Source organism: Streptomyces sp. NPDC059524, assembly GCF_042749255.1.
In the GTDB taxonomy this organism is placed as follows: domain Bacteria; phylum Actinomycetota; class Actinomycetes; order Streptomycetales; family Streptomycetaceae; genus Streptomyces; species Streptomyces xanthii.
In genome coordinates this window covers 1-15,029 of sequence record NZ_JBHYTK010000181.1, presented here as the reverse complement: position 1 = coordinate 15,029, position 15,029 = coordinate 1, and the positions used below count along the sequence as shown (strand labels likewise).

15 protein-coding genes are annotated in these 15,029 nt (G+C 74.5%); 6 read left to right on the top strand and 9 right to left on the bottom strand.

All coding sequences use genetic code 11. The features are described from left to right. Nucleotides 1-393, top strand: a 393-nt coding sequence (locus ACFW9D_RS33665; protein ID WP_384628381.1) for a dienelactone hydrolase family protein, incomplete at its 5' end; no start/stop codon positions are given. A 196-nt stretch (nt 394-589) separates the two neighbouring features. On the opposite strand, the gene ACFW9D_RS33660 is transcribed toward ACFW9D_RS33665, so the two are convergent. From ACFW9D_RS33660 to ACFW9D_RS33645, 4 genes are all read right to left on the bottom strand, one after another. Continuing rightward, nucleotides 590-2,464, bottom strand: a complete 1,875-nt coding sequence (locus ACFW9D_RS33660) for a DUF2264 domain-containing protein (protein ID WP_384628378.1) — start codon at nt 2,462-2,464, stop codon at nt 590-592. A 139-nt stretch (nt 2,465-2,603) separates the two neighbouring features. Next, nucleotides 2,604-3,404, bottom strand: a complete 801-nt coding sequence (locus ACFW9D_RS33655) for an arylamine N-acetyltransferase (protein WP_384628375.1) — start codon at nt 3,402-3,404, stop codon at nt 2,604-2,606. Nucleotides 3,405-3,457: 53 nt separating this feature from the next. Further along, entirely contained in the window at nt 3,458-3,706 is a 249-nt protein-coding gene (locus ACFW9D_RS33650) for a hypothetical protein (protein ID WP_188335264.1), read from the bottom strand. Between the two features lie 46 nt (nt 3,707-3,752). Next, nucleotides 3,753-5,207, bottom strand: a complete 1,455-nt coding sequence (locus ACFW9D_RS33645; RefSeq protein ID WP_384628372.1) for a cytochrome P450 — start codon at nt 5,205-5,207, stop codon at nt 3,753-3,755. 142 nt (nt 5,208-5,349) lie between these two features. Here ACFW9D_RS33645 and ACFW9D_RS33640 point away from each other — a divergent pair, with 142 nt between their 5' ends. Both ACFW9D_RS33640 and ACFW9D_RS33635 read left to right on the top strand, forming a co-directional pair. Next, nucleotides 5,350-5,982 carry a TetR/AcrR family transcriptional regulator gene (locus tag ACFW9D_RS33640; RefSeq protein ID WP_384628370.1) on the top strand — a complete coding sequence of 211 codons (633 nt, stop codon included), beginning with the start codon at nt 5,350-5,352 and terminating at the stop codon, nt 5,980-5,982. Between the two features lie 66 nt (nt 5,983-6,048). After that, a complete protein-coding gene (locus ACFW9D_RS33635) occupies nt 6,049-6,504 on the top strand; it encodes a MarR family winged helix-turn-helix transcriptional regulator (RefSeq protein ID WP_188335261.1) in 456 nt (151 codons plus the stop codon). 11 nt (nt 6,505-6,515) lie between these two features. Here ACFW9D_RS33635 and ACFW9D_RS33630 read toward each other — a convergent pair whose 3' ends face one another. Further along, nucleotides 6,516-7,349: a slipin family protein gene (locus ACFW9D_RS33630; RefSeq protein WP_188335260.1), complete on the bottom strand. Its 834-nt coding sequence runs from the start codon at nt 7,347-7,349 to the stop codon at nt 6,516-6,518. 290 nt (nt 7,350-7,639) lie between these two features. On the opposite strand from ACFW9D_RS33630, the gene ACFW9D_RS33625 reads away from it, so the two are divergent. From ACFW9D_RS33625 to ACFW9D_RS33615, 3 genes are all read left to right on the top strand, one after another. Further along, on the top strand, nt 7,640-8,428 hold the full coding sequence (locus ACFW9D_RS33625) for a putative protein N(5)-glutamine methyltransferase (protein WP_384628368.1): 789 nt from the start codon (nt 7,640-7,642) through the stop codon (nt 8,426-8,428). 101 nt (nt 8,429-8,529) lie between these two features. Continuing rightward, a complete protein-coding gene (locus ACFW9D_RS33620) occupies nt 8,530-9,147 on the top strand; it encodes a TetR/AcrR family transcriptional regulator (RefSeq protein WP_384628365.1) in 618 nt (205 codons plus the stop codon). Continuing rightward, on the top strand, nt 9,144-10,055 hold the full coding sequence (locus ACFW9D_RS33615; RefSeq protein ID WP_188335257.1) for an SDR family oxidoreductase: 912 nt from the start codon (nt 9,144-9,146) through the stop codon (nt 10,053-10,055). The genes ACFW9D_RS33620 and ACFW9D_RS33615 overlap by 4 nt, the downstream gene beginning before the upstream one ends. Nucleotides 10,056-10,071: 16 nt before the next feature. Here the strand turns inward: ACFW9D_RS33615 and ACFW9D_RS33610 are convergent, their stop codons facing one another. The 4 genes from ACFW9D_RS33610 to ACFW9D_RS33595 form a co-directional block, all read right to left on the bottom strand. Next, nucleotides 10,072-11,076: a MerR family transcriptional regulator gene (locus ACFW9D_RS33610; protein WP_384628362.1), complete on the bottom strand. Its 1,005-nt coding sequence runs from the start codon at nt 11,074-11,076 to the stop codon at nt 10,072-10,074. Then, nucleotides 11,063-11,752, bottom strand: a complete 690-nt coding sequence (locus ACFW9D_RS33605; RefSeq protein WP_384628359.1) for a HEAT repeat domain-containing protein — start codon at nt 11,750-11,752, stop codon at nt 11,063-11,065. Before ACFW9D_RS33605 ends, ACFW9D_RS33610 begins: the two co-directional genes overlap by 14 nt. A gap of 644 nt (nt 11,753-12,396) precedes the next feature. Next, nucleotides 12,397-14,361, bottom strand: a complete 1,965-nt coding sequence (gene otr(A), locus ACFW9D_RS33600; protein ID WP_384628356.1) for a tetracycline resistance ribosomal protection protein Otr(A) — start codon at nt 14,359-14,361, stop codon at nt 12,397-12,399. A 137-nt stretch (nt 14,362-14,498) separates the two neighbouring features. Further along, the gene (locus ACFW9D_RS33595) at nt 14,499-14,954 is read right to left on the bottom strand and encodes a protein phosphatase (protein ID WP_384628353.1); all 456 of its coding nucleotides are present in this window, start codon (nt 14,952-14,954) and stop codon (nt 14,499-14,501) included. Between the last annotated feature and the right edge of the window lie 75 nt (nt 14,955-15,029).

Sequence of the window (15,029 nt, the reverse complement as noted above, 5' to 3'; positions counted from 1 at the left end):
GCGCTCCGGCGCGCGCGGCGCCCGGCCGGGGGCGCCCCGGCCCCCGGCAACCGCGGCCGCCCCGGCGTCGACCTGCGCGCGATCGCGACGGTCAACGCGCTGACCACGGGCCGACCGGGCGAGGCGGCGCGCATTCGCTGCCCGGTGTGGGCGGGGGTCGGGTCGGAGGACCCGATCATGCCGCAGGCACAACGGGACGCGTTCACCGCCGAGATGCGGGCCGCGGGCGTCGACTGGCGGCTCGTCGTCTACGGCGGCGCCCTGCACGCCTTCCACCACCCGACGGTCGACCACACCGTGCGCCCCGGTGTCGGCTACCACCCGCGGCACGCGCGACGGGCCTGGCGGGACGTCGTCGACCTGCTCACCGAATGCCTGCCCTTGACGGAGTGACCCGACCGGCCCCCACACTCCCGGTCCACGAACTCGCGGACCGGAGCGAATCGGCTCGCCGATCGTTGACCGGCCGCCGGGGACCGGCGACCGGCGACCGGCGACCGGCGACCGGCGACCGGCGACCGGCGACCCGCGACCGCTGGCTACAGACCGCGGACCGCCGAACGTCGGCCCTTGGCCGCCGGCCCCGCACTCACGCGCAGCGCACGCTCACGGGCGTGAAGGTGATCACGGTTGTCGGGCCGTCCGCCCAGGTGACCCGTAGCTCGTCGTCCGCGTACGTCACCTCGGCCACGGCGTCCGCCGGCGCGGCCTCGGCGGCCGTCCCGCCCAGGGTGGCGAGCGCCGCGAAGACCCCGGTGCCCTTGACCGGCGCCGCGAGGCGTGGCACCCGTACCCACGGCTCGTACGCCGTGCCCTGCGGAGCCCGTACCGCGTCGCGCTCCGCCCAGCCGTGCAGGCCGGTCAATTCCGAGGCGAGCGCGTCGGTGGCCCAGCCGGTCAGCGAGACGTGCGCGCCGGGCGGCGCGCCCACGACCCGGTGCACGCGCAGCTCGTGCCGGCCCCGGGCCACGGTCACGCTCTCCACGCGCAGCCCGGGCACCATCGGGGCGCCGGACGGGAACACGGGGCGGTGCCAGGACGCGGCCCAGCCCCAGCCGTCCCCGTGGCCCGCGCCGAGCGGCAGGATGCGGCGGCGGACACTGCGGGCCCCGCCGACCTCCACCGCCAGGTGGTTGTCGGGGACGTTCGTGAGGGAGGTGGGGCCGGTGTGCGTGGAGTACGCGTGCCGGCTGTAGTGGGCGTCCTCCTGGGACGCCGCCTCGCCCGCGTGCGGCGGGATCTGGTCGCTGCCGTGGTTGTGCAGCCGCACGATCCCGTCGGCCCCGGTCGACTGCACGAGCAGACCCGGCGCCGGCAGCGCGAGCACCCGGTCGGGGCCCTCGCTCGGCGCCGCCTCCTCCGTCGCCGTCCACAGCGGGTGGTCCTCGGGCGCGAGGAGCGCGACGAACCCCTTCGACGCCCAGTACGGTGACGCGGGCCCGGAGTAGTTCTGCAGTGTGGCCGCGTGCGGCCCGTGCCAGCCGAGGCTCAGCAGGCCCTGGTCGGTGACGGCACCGCGGTCGAGGAAGTACCGCAGGCTCCCGCTCGCCAGGCGCCGCGACGCACCGGGGGAGAGCGGCGTGTGCCCCGTCAGCGCGCCCACGCCGACCGCCGCCGTCGCCGCGAACCGGTACGTCAGCGACCGCCCGAAGTGCACCGGCGCCCCGTCGCCCGCGAACAGCAGCGAGAAGCCCTCCAGGTGCTCGCGCAGCCGCGGCCCGAACCGTGCGAGGAGCTCCGCGTCGCCCGACAGATGGGCGTGCAGCATCGGATACAGGTGCAGCGCCCACCCGTTGTAGTGGTCGAAGGACCGCCCGTCCCCGTCCGCGTACCAGCCGTCGCCCCGGTACCAGGTCTCCATCAGGCCGAGCGCGCGCTCCCTCGCCCGGGCCGTCACCGCGTCGCCGCGGCCCACCGCCTCGAGGAACGAGGCGACCGTGAACGGGAAGAGGTACCAGTTGTTCGGCGCGGGCGTGTGCGTGAGCGCCCCGCGCAGCCAGGCCTCGGTCCGCTCCCGCACCCCGTCGTCGAGCCGGTCCCACAGCCAGCGCCTGGTCAGCGTCAGACCGAGCGCGACCGACGCCGACTCCACCATCGGCTGGCCCTGCACATGATGGTCAAGGATCAGCGGCCACGACTCGGCGTCGTCCCGCCCCGGCGTGGCCGTGCCGGCGGCGAGCCCTTCCGCGTACCGGTCGAGCCAGCCGTGCGGATCCTTGCCGTCGGAGCCCGCGACCCGGAACGCGGCCGCGAGGAACGTGCGCGCGTACCCTTCGAGGCCGTCGGAACGGACCCCGGACACGGACGGCGCCCCCGGCAGGTCGAGCAGTGCGCCGCGCGGTGTCGCCCAGCGCCATGCCGCGCCGAGCAGCCCGTCGGCGACGGCCTCCCAGTGCGCCCGGGTGTAGCCCGTGACCGGGCTCAGCTTCCGGTCCTCCTGCGGCAGTTCGAACGGGATCGTCATACGGGGAACGCCGGCCTCTCGCGTCGTACGGAAGGAACTCTCGCGCCGTACGCAATCACGGAGACGGTACGGACGGGACGCTCACCCGCGGTGCCGCAGAGCTCCGGCGCGCAGCATAACCAGGCGGCGGCGCCGCAGGTCAGTCCCCCGACGGCACCGGTTCGGGCGGGACCCGGTCGAGCGCGATACCGAAGTGCCGGGCGTACGCGTCGAGCACCGCGGCGTCGGACGGCAGCACCTCCTCGCTGCGGCCCTCGCCCGAAGTGGTCTTGAGCGTGCGGCCGGTGAGCGTGATGCGGCCCTCCTCGGTGAGCAGCGAGCAGACCAGGGAGCGGGTGAACCGCGAGGCGGGCGAGGTCCGGTGGTACCAGGCCCCCACCTCGAAGTCCGCCAGCGCCCGGGGCCGCAGGTCGAGCAGATACTGCGCCACCCCGTCGCAGCGCAGCAGCAGATCGCCCCCGGCGGCCTCTTCGACGCGGAAGACACCGCCCGGGTCCGGCTGGTCCCCGCGCTCGTCGAAGCGCAGCGGGAAATGGCTGAGCGCGCCGAACCCGACGTCGGCCAGCCAGTCCGTCCCCTCGGCGGTCCGCACCCGCAACGCGAGGTGGTCGTAGGGGATGCCGAAGCCCCCGCTCTCGCGCGCCACCCGTGCCTGCAGCAGCGCCACCTCGAAGCCGAGCGCGTCGAGCAGTGTCGCGAACGCCCCGTTCAGTTCGTAGCAGAAGCCGCCGCGGCGCCGGTCGACGACCTTGGCGAACAGGGCCCCGGGATCGAGCGACACGTCCTCGCCCAGATGCACCGACAGGTTCTCGAACGGCACCGTGCGCAGATGCGCGTACTGCAGCGCGCGCAGGGCCAGTGCGGTGGGCGCGGCGGGGCGCTCGGCCCCGATGCGGCGCAGATAGGCGTCGGCACGGCCCGGATCCAGCTGATCTTCCATACGGCCAGTGTCACCGACCTTCCGCACATCGGGGGAGACCGACGCCGCCCGCACTACGCGGACCCCGGTGCCGCGTCCAGCCCGTAGATCCGCTCCAGCAGCCACGCCTCGTTGCCCGCGAGGCCCGCGCGCCGCAGCGCCTCGTCGGCCTCGGCGATCGGCACGGTGAGCACCGACGCCGTGTCCGGTGGCTCCGTGCCGCACAGCGCGGCCCTCGCCGTGTGCGTGAGGCGCAGTAACGCCTGTGCGGCCGCCCGCTCGTGATGTGTCGTCCGCTGCCCGAGGTTCGTCGTCCCGTTCATGCCCCCACTCTTGCGCACGGCACTGACAATTCGACCCAGGCGCAGGTCAGCGGCGCGTGAGATGCAGACGCAGGTCCTGCGGCATCAGCGTCAGCCGCTCCGCGATCCGCAGCCGGTAGCCCGGCTCCGGCGCCAGGTCGTAGCGGCGCAGCAGCAGCCCGAGCACCAACGTCGCCTCGTGCAGCGCGAACTGACGGCCGATACAGGCCCGCGCCCCCGTGCCGAACGGCTTGAACACGTGCCCCGGACGCGCCCGCACCGCCTGCGGCGCGAACCGCTCCGGATCGAAGACCTCCGGATTCTCGCCCCATGCCGCCGGATCGCGGTGCAGCATCGTCGTCAGGACCAGCGCCCACGCCCCGCGCCGCATCGGGTGCACCCCGCCGAGCGTCGTGTCCGTGACCGCCTCGCGCGCGAACGCGGGCGCCGTCGGCCACAGCCGCAGCGACTCGTCGAGCACCCGCCGCAGATACCGCAGCTTCGCCACCTGCTCGTACGCCGGCACGTCCACGTCGCCCCACACCCGGTCGACCTCGTCCCGCGCCTTCGCGAGGACGTCCGGGTGCTGCGCGAGATAGTGCAGCGCGAACGACAGCGCGCCCGACGTCGTCTCGTGACCGGCGACCAGGAACGTGATCACCTGCCGGCGGATGTTCTCGGGCGTGAGCCGCTCACCGGTCTCCGGATGCGCCACCTCCAGCATCCGGTCCAGGAGATCGCCCGGACCGTCGCCGGCCGCGCGGCGTGCGGCGATCACCTCGTCGACCGTGCGGTTCAGATAGGCGCGGTCCGCCGCGTTGCGCCGCTCCGCGCCCCGCAGCAGCACCGAGAGGAGCGGCGGCACCACATTGCGCCGCTGGGCGAACGACAGGGCGCCCACCATCGCCGAGATGAACGGATGCGGGCCCTCCTGGTCGAAGTCCCGCTCGAACGAGCCGAAGTCGTACCCGAACCCGGTCCGAGCGATCGTCTCCAGCGTCAGCTTCGTCATGTCGACCGGCACGTCCACGCTGCGGCCCGCCGCCTCGCTCGCGTCCCACGCGCTCATCAGCTGACCCGCCACGTCGAGCATCAGCGGGTGGTACCCGGCCATCGCGTCCCGGCTGAAGCCGGGGGCCAGGACGTCGTGCGCCAGCTGCCAGTTCGGCTCGTGGTTGTACGCCGTGAACAGGCCGTCGCCCGCCAGCGGACGCAGATTGGCGACCCCCAGCCCGACGTGCTTGGCGAACCGGGACTCGTCGGCCAGCTCCGCCGCGAGACCGGCGCCCCAGACGAAGACGATCTCCTTGCCGAAGCCCTTGCGCCGGAAGATGGTGCCCAGCTCGGCCGCGATCCGCATCGAGTCCTGGATCGGCGTGCGGACGTTCGCCCCCACCACGTCACCGATCAGCGGCACCCGGCGCGAGGGGTGCGGGATCCGGTCCAGGCGCGGCCAGCCCTGCTCGGCACTGCGAAAACCCCGCGGCAGCACACCGCCGGGCGCCTGAGTCACCTGCGCCATCGTGCCCATCTCCCTTGCGCCGGCCGCCCGTTGAACGGACCCGAGCACCTTGTTAGACGTGGATTCAATAATGCGCCACAGTCTGGGCCTGTTGTTGAACTCACGTCAAGTAGCCCGGCGCAGCCGCAGTAGAGTGCCCCTCATGGCGACGGACCGAGGGGGAACGGGCACGTCGGGGGAGCGCACGGCGCGCCGCCGGCTCAGCACCGAGGAGCGGCGCGAGCAACTGCTCGGCGTCGGGGCGCGGCTGTTCGCCCAGCACCCGTACGACGACGTGTGGATCGAGCAGGTCGCCGAGATCGCCGGCGTCTCGCGCGGGCTGCTCTACCACTACTTCCCGACGAAGCGGGACTTCTTCGCGGCCGTCGTCCGGCGCGAGAGCGAGCGCATGCTGCGGCTGACCGCCGCCGTCCCCGGCGTCCCCGTCCTCGACCAGCTGGGCACCGGTCTCGACACCTTCCTCGACTACGTCGCCACCCACGCCGAGGGATTCCGTGCCTTCCACCGCGCCGAGGCGGCGGGCGACCCGACCGTGCGGGCCGTCTACCGTGAGGGCCTCGCCGCGCACGAGGCGCAGATCAGGGCGGCCCTCGCCGCCGACCCGCAGCTCGCCGGCCGGCTGCCCGCACCCGACACGCTCGGCATCGCCGTCCGCGGCTGGCTCGCGTTCCTCGTCGCCGTCTGCCTGGACTGGCTCGACCGGCCCGGCCTGCCCCGCGACCAGGTGCGCGACCTGTGCGCGCGGACCCTGCTCGGAGCCATCGCCGCCGGCTGACCCGGCCCGCCGCGGCGCAGCCGGCGCGGCTTGTGAGGCCTCACGTCCGCCTCGTACCGTGGGCGCATGCCAGGAACGCAGGGCCGCACGGCCGAGGACCCGCCCACCGAGCGGATCGCCGCCGACCTCGCGACCGCCGTGGGCCGGCTGGCCCGCCGCCTGCGCACCGCGTCGCCCGACAGCCTCCTCACCCCGACCCAGCGCACCGTCATGGCCCGGCTCGCCATGGAAGGCCCGGCGACGACCGCCGCGCTCGCCCGCGCCGAGTACGTACGCCCCCAGTCCATGCGGCTCACCGTCGGAGCGCTGGAGGAGCGCGGCCTCGTGTCGCGCGCGCCCGATCCGGACGACGGACGGCAGTCGGTCGTGTCGGTGACCGAAGAGGGCCGCGCCGTCCTCGACGAGGTCCGCGCCGCCAAGCACGGCTGGCTGGCCGGAGCGGTGGACGCGGCCCTCGACGCGGACGAGCGCCGCACCCTCGCCGAGGCGATCTCCCTGATGGAACGGCTCACGGGCAAGTAGCGCCCGCAGCCCTACGGTTCGACCTCGGGCGGCGGAGACGGCTGTGCGGGCGGCGGCGACTGCGGCTCGGACAGAGCGGGTTGCTGCTGAGCCGCCCGCTCCAGGAACCGCAGCAGCTCCACCGGGAACGGCAGCACCAGCGTCGAGTTCTTCTCGGCCGCGACGGCGACCACGGTCTGCAGCAGCCTCAGCTGGAGCGCGGCGGGCTGCTCCGCCATCTCCTTGGCGGCCTCGGCCAGCTTCTTCGACGCCTGCAGCTCCGCGTCCGCGTTGATGACCCGTGCCCGGCGCTCCCGGTCGGCCTCGGCCTGCCGGGCCATCGACCGCTTCATGGTGTCGGGCAGCGACACGTCCTTGATCTCCACCCGGTCGATCTGCACACCCCACCCGATCGCCGGACTGTCGATCATCAGCTCCAGGCCCTGGTTCAGCTTCTCCCGGTTCGACAGGAGGTCGTCGAGGTCGCTCTTGCCGATGATGGACCGCAGCGAGGTCTGCGCCATCTGCGAGACCGCGAACCGGTAGTCCTCGACCTCGATCACCGCGTTCGCCGCGTCCACGACCTTGAAGTAGACGACGGCGTCGACGCGCACCGTCACGTTGTCCCGCGTGATCCCTTCCTGGGCCGGCACCGGCATCGTGACGATCTGCATGTTCACCTTGCGCAGCCGGTCGACGCCGGGCACGACCATCGTGAACCCGGGCTCCCGGACCCCGCCGGACAGTCTGCCGAGCCGGAACACGACACCGCGCTCGTACTGCTTCACCACGCGGGCCGCGGCCGCCACGTACACCATGCAGGCGGACACCGCGGCCGCACCCGCCACGACGAGTTCCTGGACCATGACACCCCCAGGCGTCCGAAAGGTCCCCTCAGTCAACGATATGCCCGGCAGGGCCGGCGGGGCGAGGGTCGTGCGGGCGGTGCGTCCCCCGCCGACGGGGGAGCGGTGGGGTAATGTGACCGGGCCGTACAGGCCGTGAACGAGAGAACGAGGAGGTGGGTCCGATCACCGCAGTGTCAGGTCGGGAGCTCCCGCCTCCTGCCGTGCGCCGCGTCCGCTCCCACTGAGCGGTCCGACGGCGCTGCGGCGGCCGGGAGCCCCATCGGCTTCCCGAGAGGTCACGCTTTTCCATGTCTGATCCGCTCCTCCTGCTGCCCGGCGCCGACCGGGTGGTGTCCGCGCTCCGCGCCGCCGGCTGCGTCTTCGCCGAGGACGAAGCACGCATCCTGTTGTCCACCGCCCGCGACGACGCCGAACTGGCCGCCATGGTGGAACGCCGGGCCGCCGGGCTCCCGCTGGAGCACGTCGTCGGCTGGGCCGAGTTCTGCGGTCTGCGCGTCGAGGTCGACCCCGGCGTCTTCGTGCCGCGCCGCCGCACCGAGTTCCTGGCCCGTCAGGCCGCGGCCCGCACGGCGGCCGGGGCCGTGGTCGTCGACCTGTGCTGCGGCACGGGCGCCGTCGCCGCGTTCCTCGCCGGGCGCCGCCCCGCGCGGCTCGTCGCGGCGGACCTGGACCCGGCGGCCGTGCGCTGCGCCCGCCGCAACCTCGCCCCGCTCGGCGGCGAGGTCCACGAGGGCGACCTGTACGACCCGCTGCCCCGTTCCCTCGTCGGCCGGGTCGACATCCTCATCGCCAACGGCCCCTACGTCCCCACCGACGACATCCCCCTGCTCCCGCCGGAGGCCCGCGACCACGAGCGTCGCATGGCCCTGGACGGCGGCACCGACGGCCTGGACATCCTCCGCCGCGTCGCCGTGGAGGCCCGCACCTGGCTGGCCCCCGGAGGCCGGGCGTTCATGGAGACCAGCGCCCGCCAGTCCGACGCGGCGCTGCGGGCGGTCACGGAAGCGGGTCTCCACCCCACCCTCGCCGAGGACGAGGACCTCGCCGCCACCGTGATCATCGCCACCGCGCGCTGACAGCGGCGGGCGGATCCTTCTCAGCGGCCGCACGGTCTTGCCGTGCGGCCGCTCGCACCCTTTAATGAATGAACGAGCATTTATTAATTGAGGGAGTGGTGATGGCGGGACGTCCTCGCGGGGTCGACGACGCGGTGATCCTCCGGGCGGCCGCCGACGTGATCGGCCGGGTCGGCCCGGTGGGGCTGACGCTGGCCGCCGTGGCGCGCGAGGTGGGACTGGTCCCCGGCACCCTCGTGCAGCGCTTCGGCTCCAAACGCGGACTGCTCCTCGCGCTCGCCGAGCAGTCCGCGCAGGACGCCGACGCGCTGCCCGCGCACGTACGCGCCGCACACGCGTCGGCGCTGGAGGCGCTCACGGCGCTGGTCGTGGAGCCGATGTCCGCGATGGCCACGCCCGAGACCTACGCCAACCACCTCGCGTTCCTGTGCATCGACCTCACCGACCCGGAGTTCCGCGCACACGCCCTGACCATCCACGTCGCCCGGGGCCGCGCCGTCGAGGAACTGCTCACCGAGGCCCTCGCGAGCGGCGAACTCCGGGCCGGGACGGACGTCACCGCCCTCGCCGGCACCGTCCAGGCGATCGTCTCCGGCGCGGGCCTGAACTGGGCCCTCGACCGCCGAGGCACCCTCGGACAGCGCCTCCGGCAGGAGCTCGCCCACGTGCTGGACCCTCATCGCCCACCCCGCCACGACCACGACCCGGGGGAACCATGACGAGGAACGCACGGCCGCTGACCGGCAAGGTCGCCCTGGTCGCCGGCGGCACCCGAGGCGGCGGCCGGGGCATCGCCGTCGAACTCGGGGCCGCCGGAGCGACGGTGTACGTCACCGGCCGCAGCAGCGCCGCCGGACGCTCGGACCTGAACCGCCCCGAGACCATCGAGGAGACCGCGGCCATGGTCACCGCCGCCGGCGGCCTCGGCGTCCCCGTCCGCACCGACCACAGCCGCCCGGACGAGGTCCGCGCCCTGGTCGAGCGCATCGCGGCCGAACAGGACGGGCGGCTCGACGTCCTCGTCAACTCCGTATGGGGCGGGGACCCCTTGACCGACTGGACGCATCCGCTGTGGGAGCAGGACCTCGACACCGGACTCCGGTTGCTGCGGCAGGCGGTCGAGACCCACGTGATCACCAGCCGGTTCGCCCTCCCGCTGATGGTCGCCCGCCGCAGCGGCCTGGTGGTGGAGGTCACCGACGGCAACACCGCCCGCTACCGGGGCTCGTTCTTCTACGACCTCGCCAAGTCGGCCGTCATCCGGCTCGCGGTGGCCCAGGCCGCCGAACTCGAGGAGCACGGCGTCGCGGCCGTGGCCGTCACACCCGGCTTCCTGCGTTCAGAGGCCATGCTGGAGGGCTTCGGCGTCACCGAGGCCAACTGGCGGGACGGCGCGGCCAAGGACCCGAACTTCGCCGCCTCCGAGACCCCGGCCTACCTGGGACGCGCGGTCGCGGCACTGGCCGCCGACCCCGACGTCATGGCCAGGACCGGGCAGGCCCTGGCCACATGGGGCCTGTACAAGGAGTACGGGTTCACCGACGCCGACGGTACGCAACCGGACTGGCCCGCGCACTGGGCCGACGCCCTGGAAGAGGAGCACGGGCCGCTCGGGGACCCGCTGTGACCTGACGAACGCGCCGTCACGGCGCGGCGCGCAGCCGCAGGAGATAGGCGGCGGTCAGGGCGACCGCGGGATCCTCGTCCCGGGCCAGTTCCCCGAGGGCCCGCGACGCCGTCTCCCCGGTGAGGCCCGCGAGCGCCTGGGTCAGCCGGCCGCGCGCGGGCGCTCCCGTGGCCTCGTGCCCGAGCCGGTCGACGATCCGCGCCGCGATGTGATCGGCCGTCACCGTGTCGCTCGCCAGCGCGCTCAGCGCGTCGGCCGCGTCGGTGTCGTTCCGGCCCGCCACGACCATCTCGACGAGGGTCGGGACCGCCTCGGCCGCCCCGCGCGTCCCGAGCGCCAGCGCCGCGCACCCGCTGACCTCCGGGTCCCGGTCCGCGAGAGCCTCCCGCAGATGCGCGACCGGTGCGTCCCCGGACAACTCGGCGAGCGCCCGGACGGCCCGTACACGCACCGCGGTGGCGGGATCTGCGAGGCCCTCCGCGAGGAGCGCGGCGGCGCCGTCGCCCGAACGCGACAGCGCCCACCGGAGGGCGCCGGCGACGTGCGGATCCGTCTCGCTCAGCGCCGCCTCCGCCAGCGCTTCCACCGGCACCGGAACCCCGCCGGCCGAGGACAGGGCCGCGCGCTGACGGGCGTCGGCGCTCTGCGACCCCAGGGCCTGGAGAAGCGCCACGACCTGGAGGACGTCCTCCCAGCCGGCGGGGTCAGCGGCATCGATCCGCCGCAGCCGCGTGAGCAGTTCGGTCTCGGCCGCGATGCGCTCCCGGGTCTGCCGCGCGAGATCGCCGACGAGCGCCGAGGGAGTGAAACCGGGGTCGTCGAGCGCGCGCCCGATCTCCCGCAACGACAGGCCCAGGGACCGCAGGCTCTCGATGTGGAAGATCCGCCGGATGTCCTGCGCGCCGTACTCCCGGTAGCCCGAACCCGTACGGCCCGAAGGCCGCACGAGCCCGAGGGACTCGTAGTGCCGCAGCATGCGGGCACTGACGCCGGACCTTCTCGCCACCTCACCGATCAGCACAGGCCCCATTGTCCGTCCCGGGGGCGCCGGCGAGCGCCACGATCCGCCGGGCCTCCTCGATCGCCGACTCGAATCCGGCGTCCGGATCGCGCAGCAGCTGCCGGGTGGCGAGCGCGTGCGCACGCACGTCCGGATCCTCCGCCCCGGCCGCGTCCCGCAGCAGCGGCTCGATCACCTCGCCCAGGGCGACCAGCGCCTGGCTCAGACTCAGCTGGGTCTCCCGCGTGCCGCGTCCGAGCTGGGTCGCCAGAACCGCGGCCAGGCCGGGCCCCTCGTCCTCGGGCACGAGCACGACGGCGGCCCGCCAGGCGCTGCGCGCGACGTCGTCGTCGGCGTCGGTCAGCAGAGCCCGGGTGATCGCCGGCCAGGCCCGCGGGTCCCCGATCTTGGACAGCGAATGCAGCGCCTGGCTGCGGGCCTGCGCCCGCGCCGAACGGAGTTCCGCCAGCAGCCCGGGGAACGTCAGGTCCACCGGGTGGCGGGTGAGCGCCCAGGTCAGCATGTCGCGGACGAAGAACTCGGGCTCGATCGCGCACCGTTCGACGAGCGGGCCGACGAAGATCGGATCGGGCGCCGACCCGATCGCGAGAGCCGCCCGCAGCCGTACGGACGACCGCCCGTCCTCCAGCGCCCGGAGCGCGCGCAGCGCTGCCGTGTCCTGCCGTGCCGTGGTCATGGGACCACCTCCTCGGCACGCAGTGAAGACCTTGCCACCGTGTCAAGGTCAACCAGGACCGAGTGGCGGGGGCTTTCCGGGGCCCTGCGGGGCGCGGGTGCGGCGGGATGCCAGGCCCGGTGGGCCGGGGGCGGGCCAGGGTTCCCAGGGGATACAGGGCCGCCGGTCGCCCTCACCCTCGTCTTCCAAGGTGCGGCCGCCCTTCGGTCGGCAGCCCGGGCCAGGCGCACCGCTGGCACGGCCGGCGTTCTGGCCGTCTGGCACCGGCGCCGCGGACGCCGAAGTCATCTGGTGGTTCCACCGCACCGCGGGGTGCGGCCGATGTTCTGGCCGGCGGGCACCGGGCACGCGGACGCCGATGTCTGGTGGTCCCACCCGTGGGCGGGGCCATCAGACCCTGTCACCTCTGGGGGCAGGGCGCGCCCGAAGTTCTGGCCGGGTGGCCGGGGTCCGGCACCGCGATGCGGGTGTCCATGCCCTGGTCCTCCTCAGTGGCGGGACCAGGGCACAGGGCCACCCCGCCGGTCACCGTGTGGCTGGCCCTCGGGCGGGGAGGCCGGAGTCTGCACGCTCGCCTCCGAGGGCTCCGATGCCCGGGACCCCTCAGAGGCGAGCGCACCGCGCCTGCCCACCCCGCCGACCCGTTACGGCGCCGCCGGTGTCCGGGCCGGGAGGCCGGGGCCCGCGCCCGCGATGTGGGCCTCGACGGCACGGTCTCCCGAGACGCGGGACCACCACACGCCCTCGCCCCGGGTCAGCCCGGGCAGGGCCACCTCGACCTCCCGTACGTGCCGAGCCACGATCTCGCCCCGGACGACCCAGGACTCCTGCCCTCCGACGGTCTCCCGGAACGAGGCTCCGGCTGCGGCCAGTACTCCGGTCACCGGGGCCAGCGCGTCCAGCGGCACCTCCGCCTCGAAGGTGTGCACCGGCTCGAAGACCCCGGTCCCGGCCCGCTCCAACGCCCGCCGCACCACCAGCTCCGTGACCACCCGGAAGTCCCCGGCGACACTCTGCACCGAGTTGAAGCCCGAGTGCGTCAAGGTGACCCGGCAGTCCGTCACCGGCCAGCCGTGCGGCCCGCCCCGCTCCGCCAGCACGCTCTCCACCGTGTCGGCGATCGCCTGATGGAAGGCGCGGGGGAGCGCGCCCAGTTCCGTGTCGTACGAGAAGACGCGCCCGGAGCCCCGCGGCCCCGGCGAGACCCGCAGCCCGACCGTCGCGGGCAGCCTCGTCGCGCTGTGCGGGCCCATCTCCTCGACGGCCATACCGACCCCGAGGGGCCGCTCCACGCAGCGGATCCGGCTGGGTTCGAAGACCGTCTCGATGCCGAACTCCTGCGCCAGGGTGGCCGCGAGGACCTCCTTCTGCACCTCCCCGTACAGGAGCAGCGCGGTCGCGCCGTCTTCGGCGGCCCGCGCGTGGATCAGCGGATCCTGGTCGGCCAGATCGAGCAGTGCGGCCCGCAGCGCCGCGCCCTGACCGGGCCGGACCGCCCGCACGACCGATTCGAGCGTCGGCGGAGCGAAGCGCACCCGCCCGGCCCGCGGCGCCCCGAGCCGGTCCCCGACCCGGACCCTGTGCAGCCCGCGCACCTCGGCGATCTGCCCCGGCCCGGCCACTTCGACACCGTCACCGGAGGGCGCCCCGACGACCCGCAGTCCGGTGATCCGCCCCGGCCGGCGCTCGGTACCCCCGTCGGCGTCGCTGCGCAGCAGCGTCACGTCCTGGCGGGCCCGCACCTCGCCCTCGTACATCCGCAGATGCGCGATCCGCTCGCCGGCGGACCCCCGGTGCACGGCGAACACGGTGCCCGAGGGGCCGTCGCAGGGTTCCGCGACCGGCGCGGGCGGAAGGAACTCCCTTACCGCGTCGAGCAGTTGACCGACTCCCTGCCCGCCGATCGCGGAGCCGAGGAGGAGGGGATGGACCAGACCCTGCGCCGTGCGCCTCACGAGGGTCCGGCGAACCGTCCCGGTGCTCGGCGCGGGTCCGTCGACGAGTGCGGCGAGCAGAGCGTCGTCGACCTCGGCGAGCGTCAGCGCGGCGGCCTCCCGCACCGCCGGGTCGTCGAGCGGGCGCGGCACGACGCGGGCGCCCGGCGTCCCCTCCGCGCGCACGTCCGCCAGCGGCACCACGTGCGGCGTGAGACGGCGCCGGATGTCGTCGAGCAGCGGGGCGATCCGCGCCCCGGCCCGGTCGACCTTGTTGACGAAGATCAGCGTGGGCAGGCCGAGCCGCCGCAGCGTCCTGAGGAGCAGGCGGGTCTGGGACTGCACGCCCTCCACGGCGGAGACGAGCAGGACGGCCCCGTCGAGCACGTCGAGCGCGCGCGCGACCTCGGCGATGAAGTCGCTGTGCCCCGGGGTGTCGATGAGATTGATCCGGGTGTCGCCGACGGTGAACGACGCGACGGCGGAGCGGATCGTGATGCCGCGCTGCCGCTCGATGGCGCCGGTGTCGGTGCGGGTGTCCCCGGCGTCGACGCTGCCGAGCCGGTCGATGGCGCCCGTGTCGAACAGGAGCCGCTCGGTGAGGCTGGTCTTACCGGCGTCGACGTGGGCGACGATCCCGATGTTCAGGGTGGAGCGGAGTTGCTGGGGCTGCATGGAAGGTCGAGTCCTCGAAAGTGTTCGTCCGGCGGGGGCGCTGAACTGCTTCGAGGAATCGGCGCATTCGGGTGCTCCAGATCATGCGGGGTCGGTGACCGGCCCATGGTGCCCGAAGGGCGGGGGAGGGTCGCAAGTCATTTTCGCGCGGTGCCGAACTTCCGTACGTACCGCTTCTGCCAGGGCGTCTCCACCGCCCGGGGGTCGTAGTGCCGGCGCACGTACGCGACGGCCTCGTCCGCGGGCACGCCGTCCAGGACCGCCAGACAGGCGAGCGCCGTGCCGGTCCTGCCGCGCCCGCCCAGGCAGGCGAGCTCGACGCGCTCTCCGGAGCAGCGGCGCAGCACGTCGGTGAGCACGGTGCGGGTGCGGGCCGGATCGGCGGGGAGGCGGAAGTCGGGCCACCGCAGCCAGTCGGACGCCCAGTCCACGGGCTCGGGCGGCGCGCCGAGCAGATAGACGCCGTATGCGGGCAGGGGGCCCGCGGGGAGTGCGTGGCGCAGACCGCGTCCGCGCACGAGCCGCCCGGACGGCAGCCGCAGCACGCCGGGAGCGTCCGCGTCCCAGGTTTTGTGGGGGTCCTCGGTCACCATGCGGTCAGCCTAGAGCGGGGTGCGGGGCCGTGGGGCGGGTACGGCGGAGGCCCGGAGGGTCGTGCCCTCCGGGCC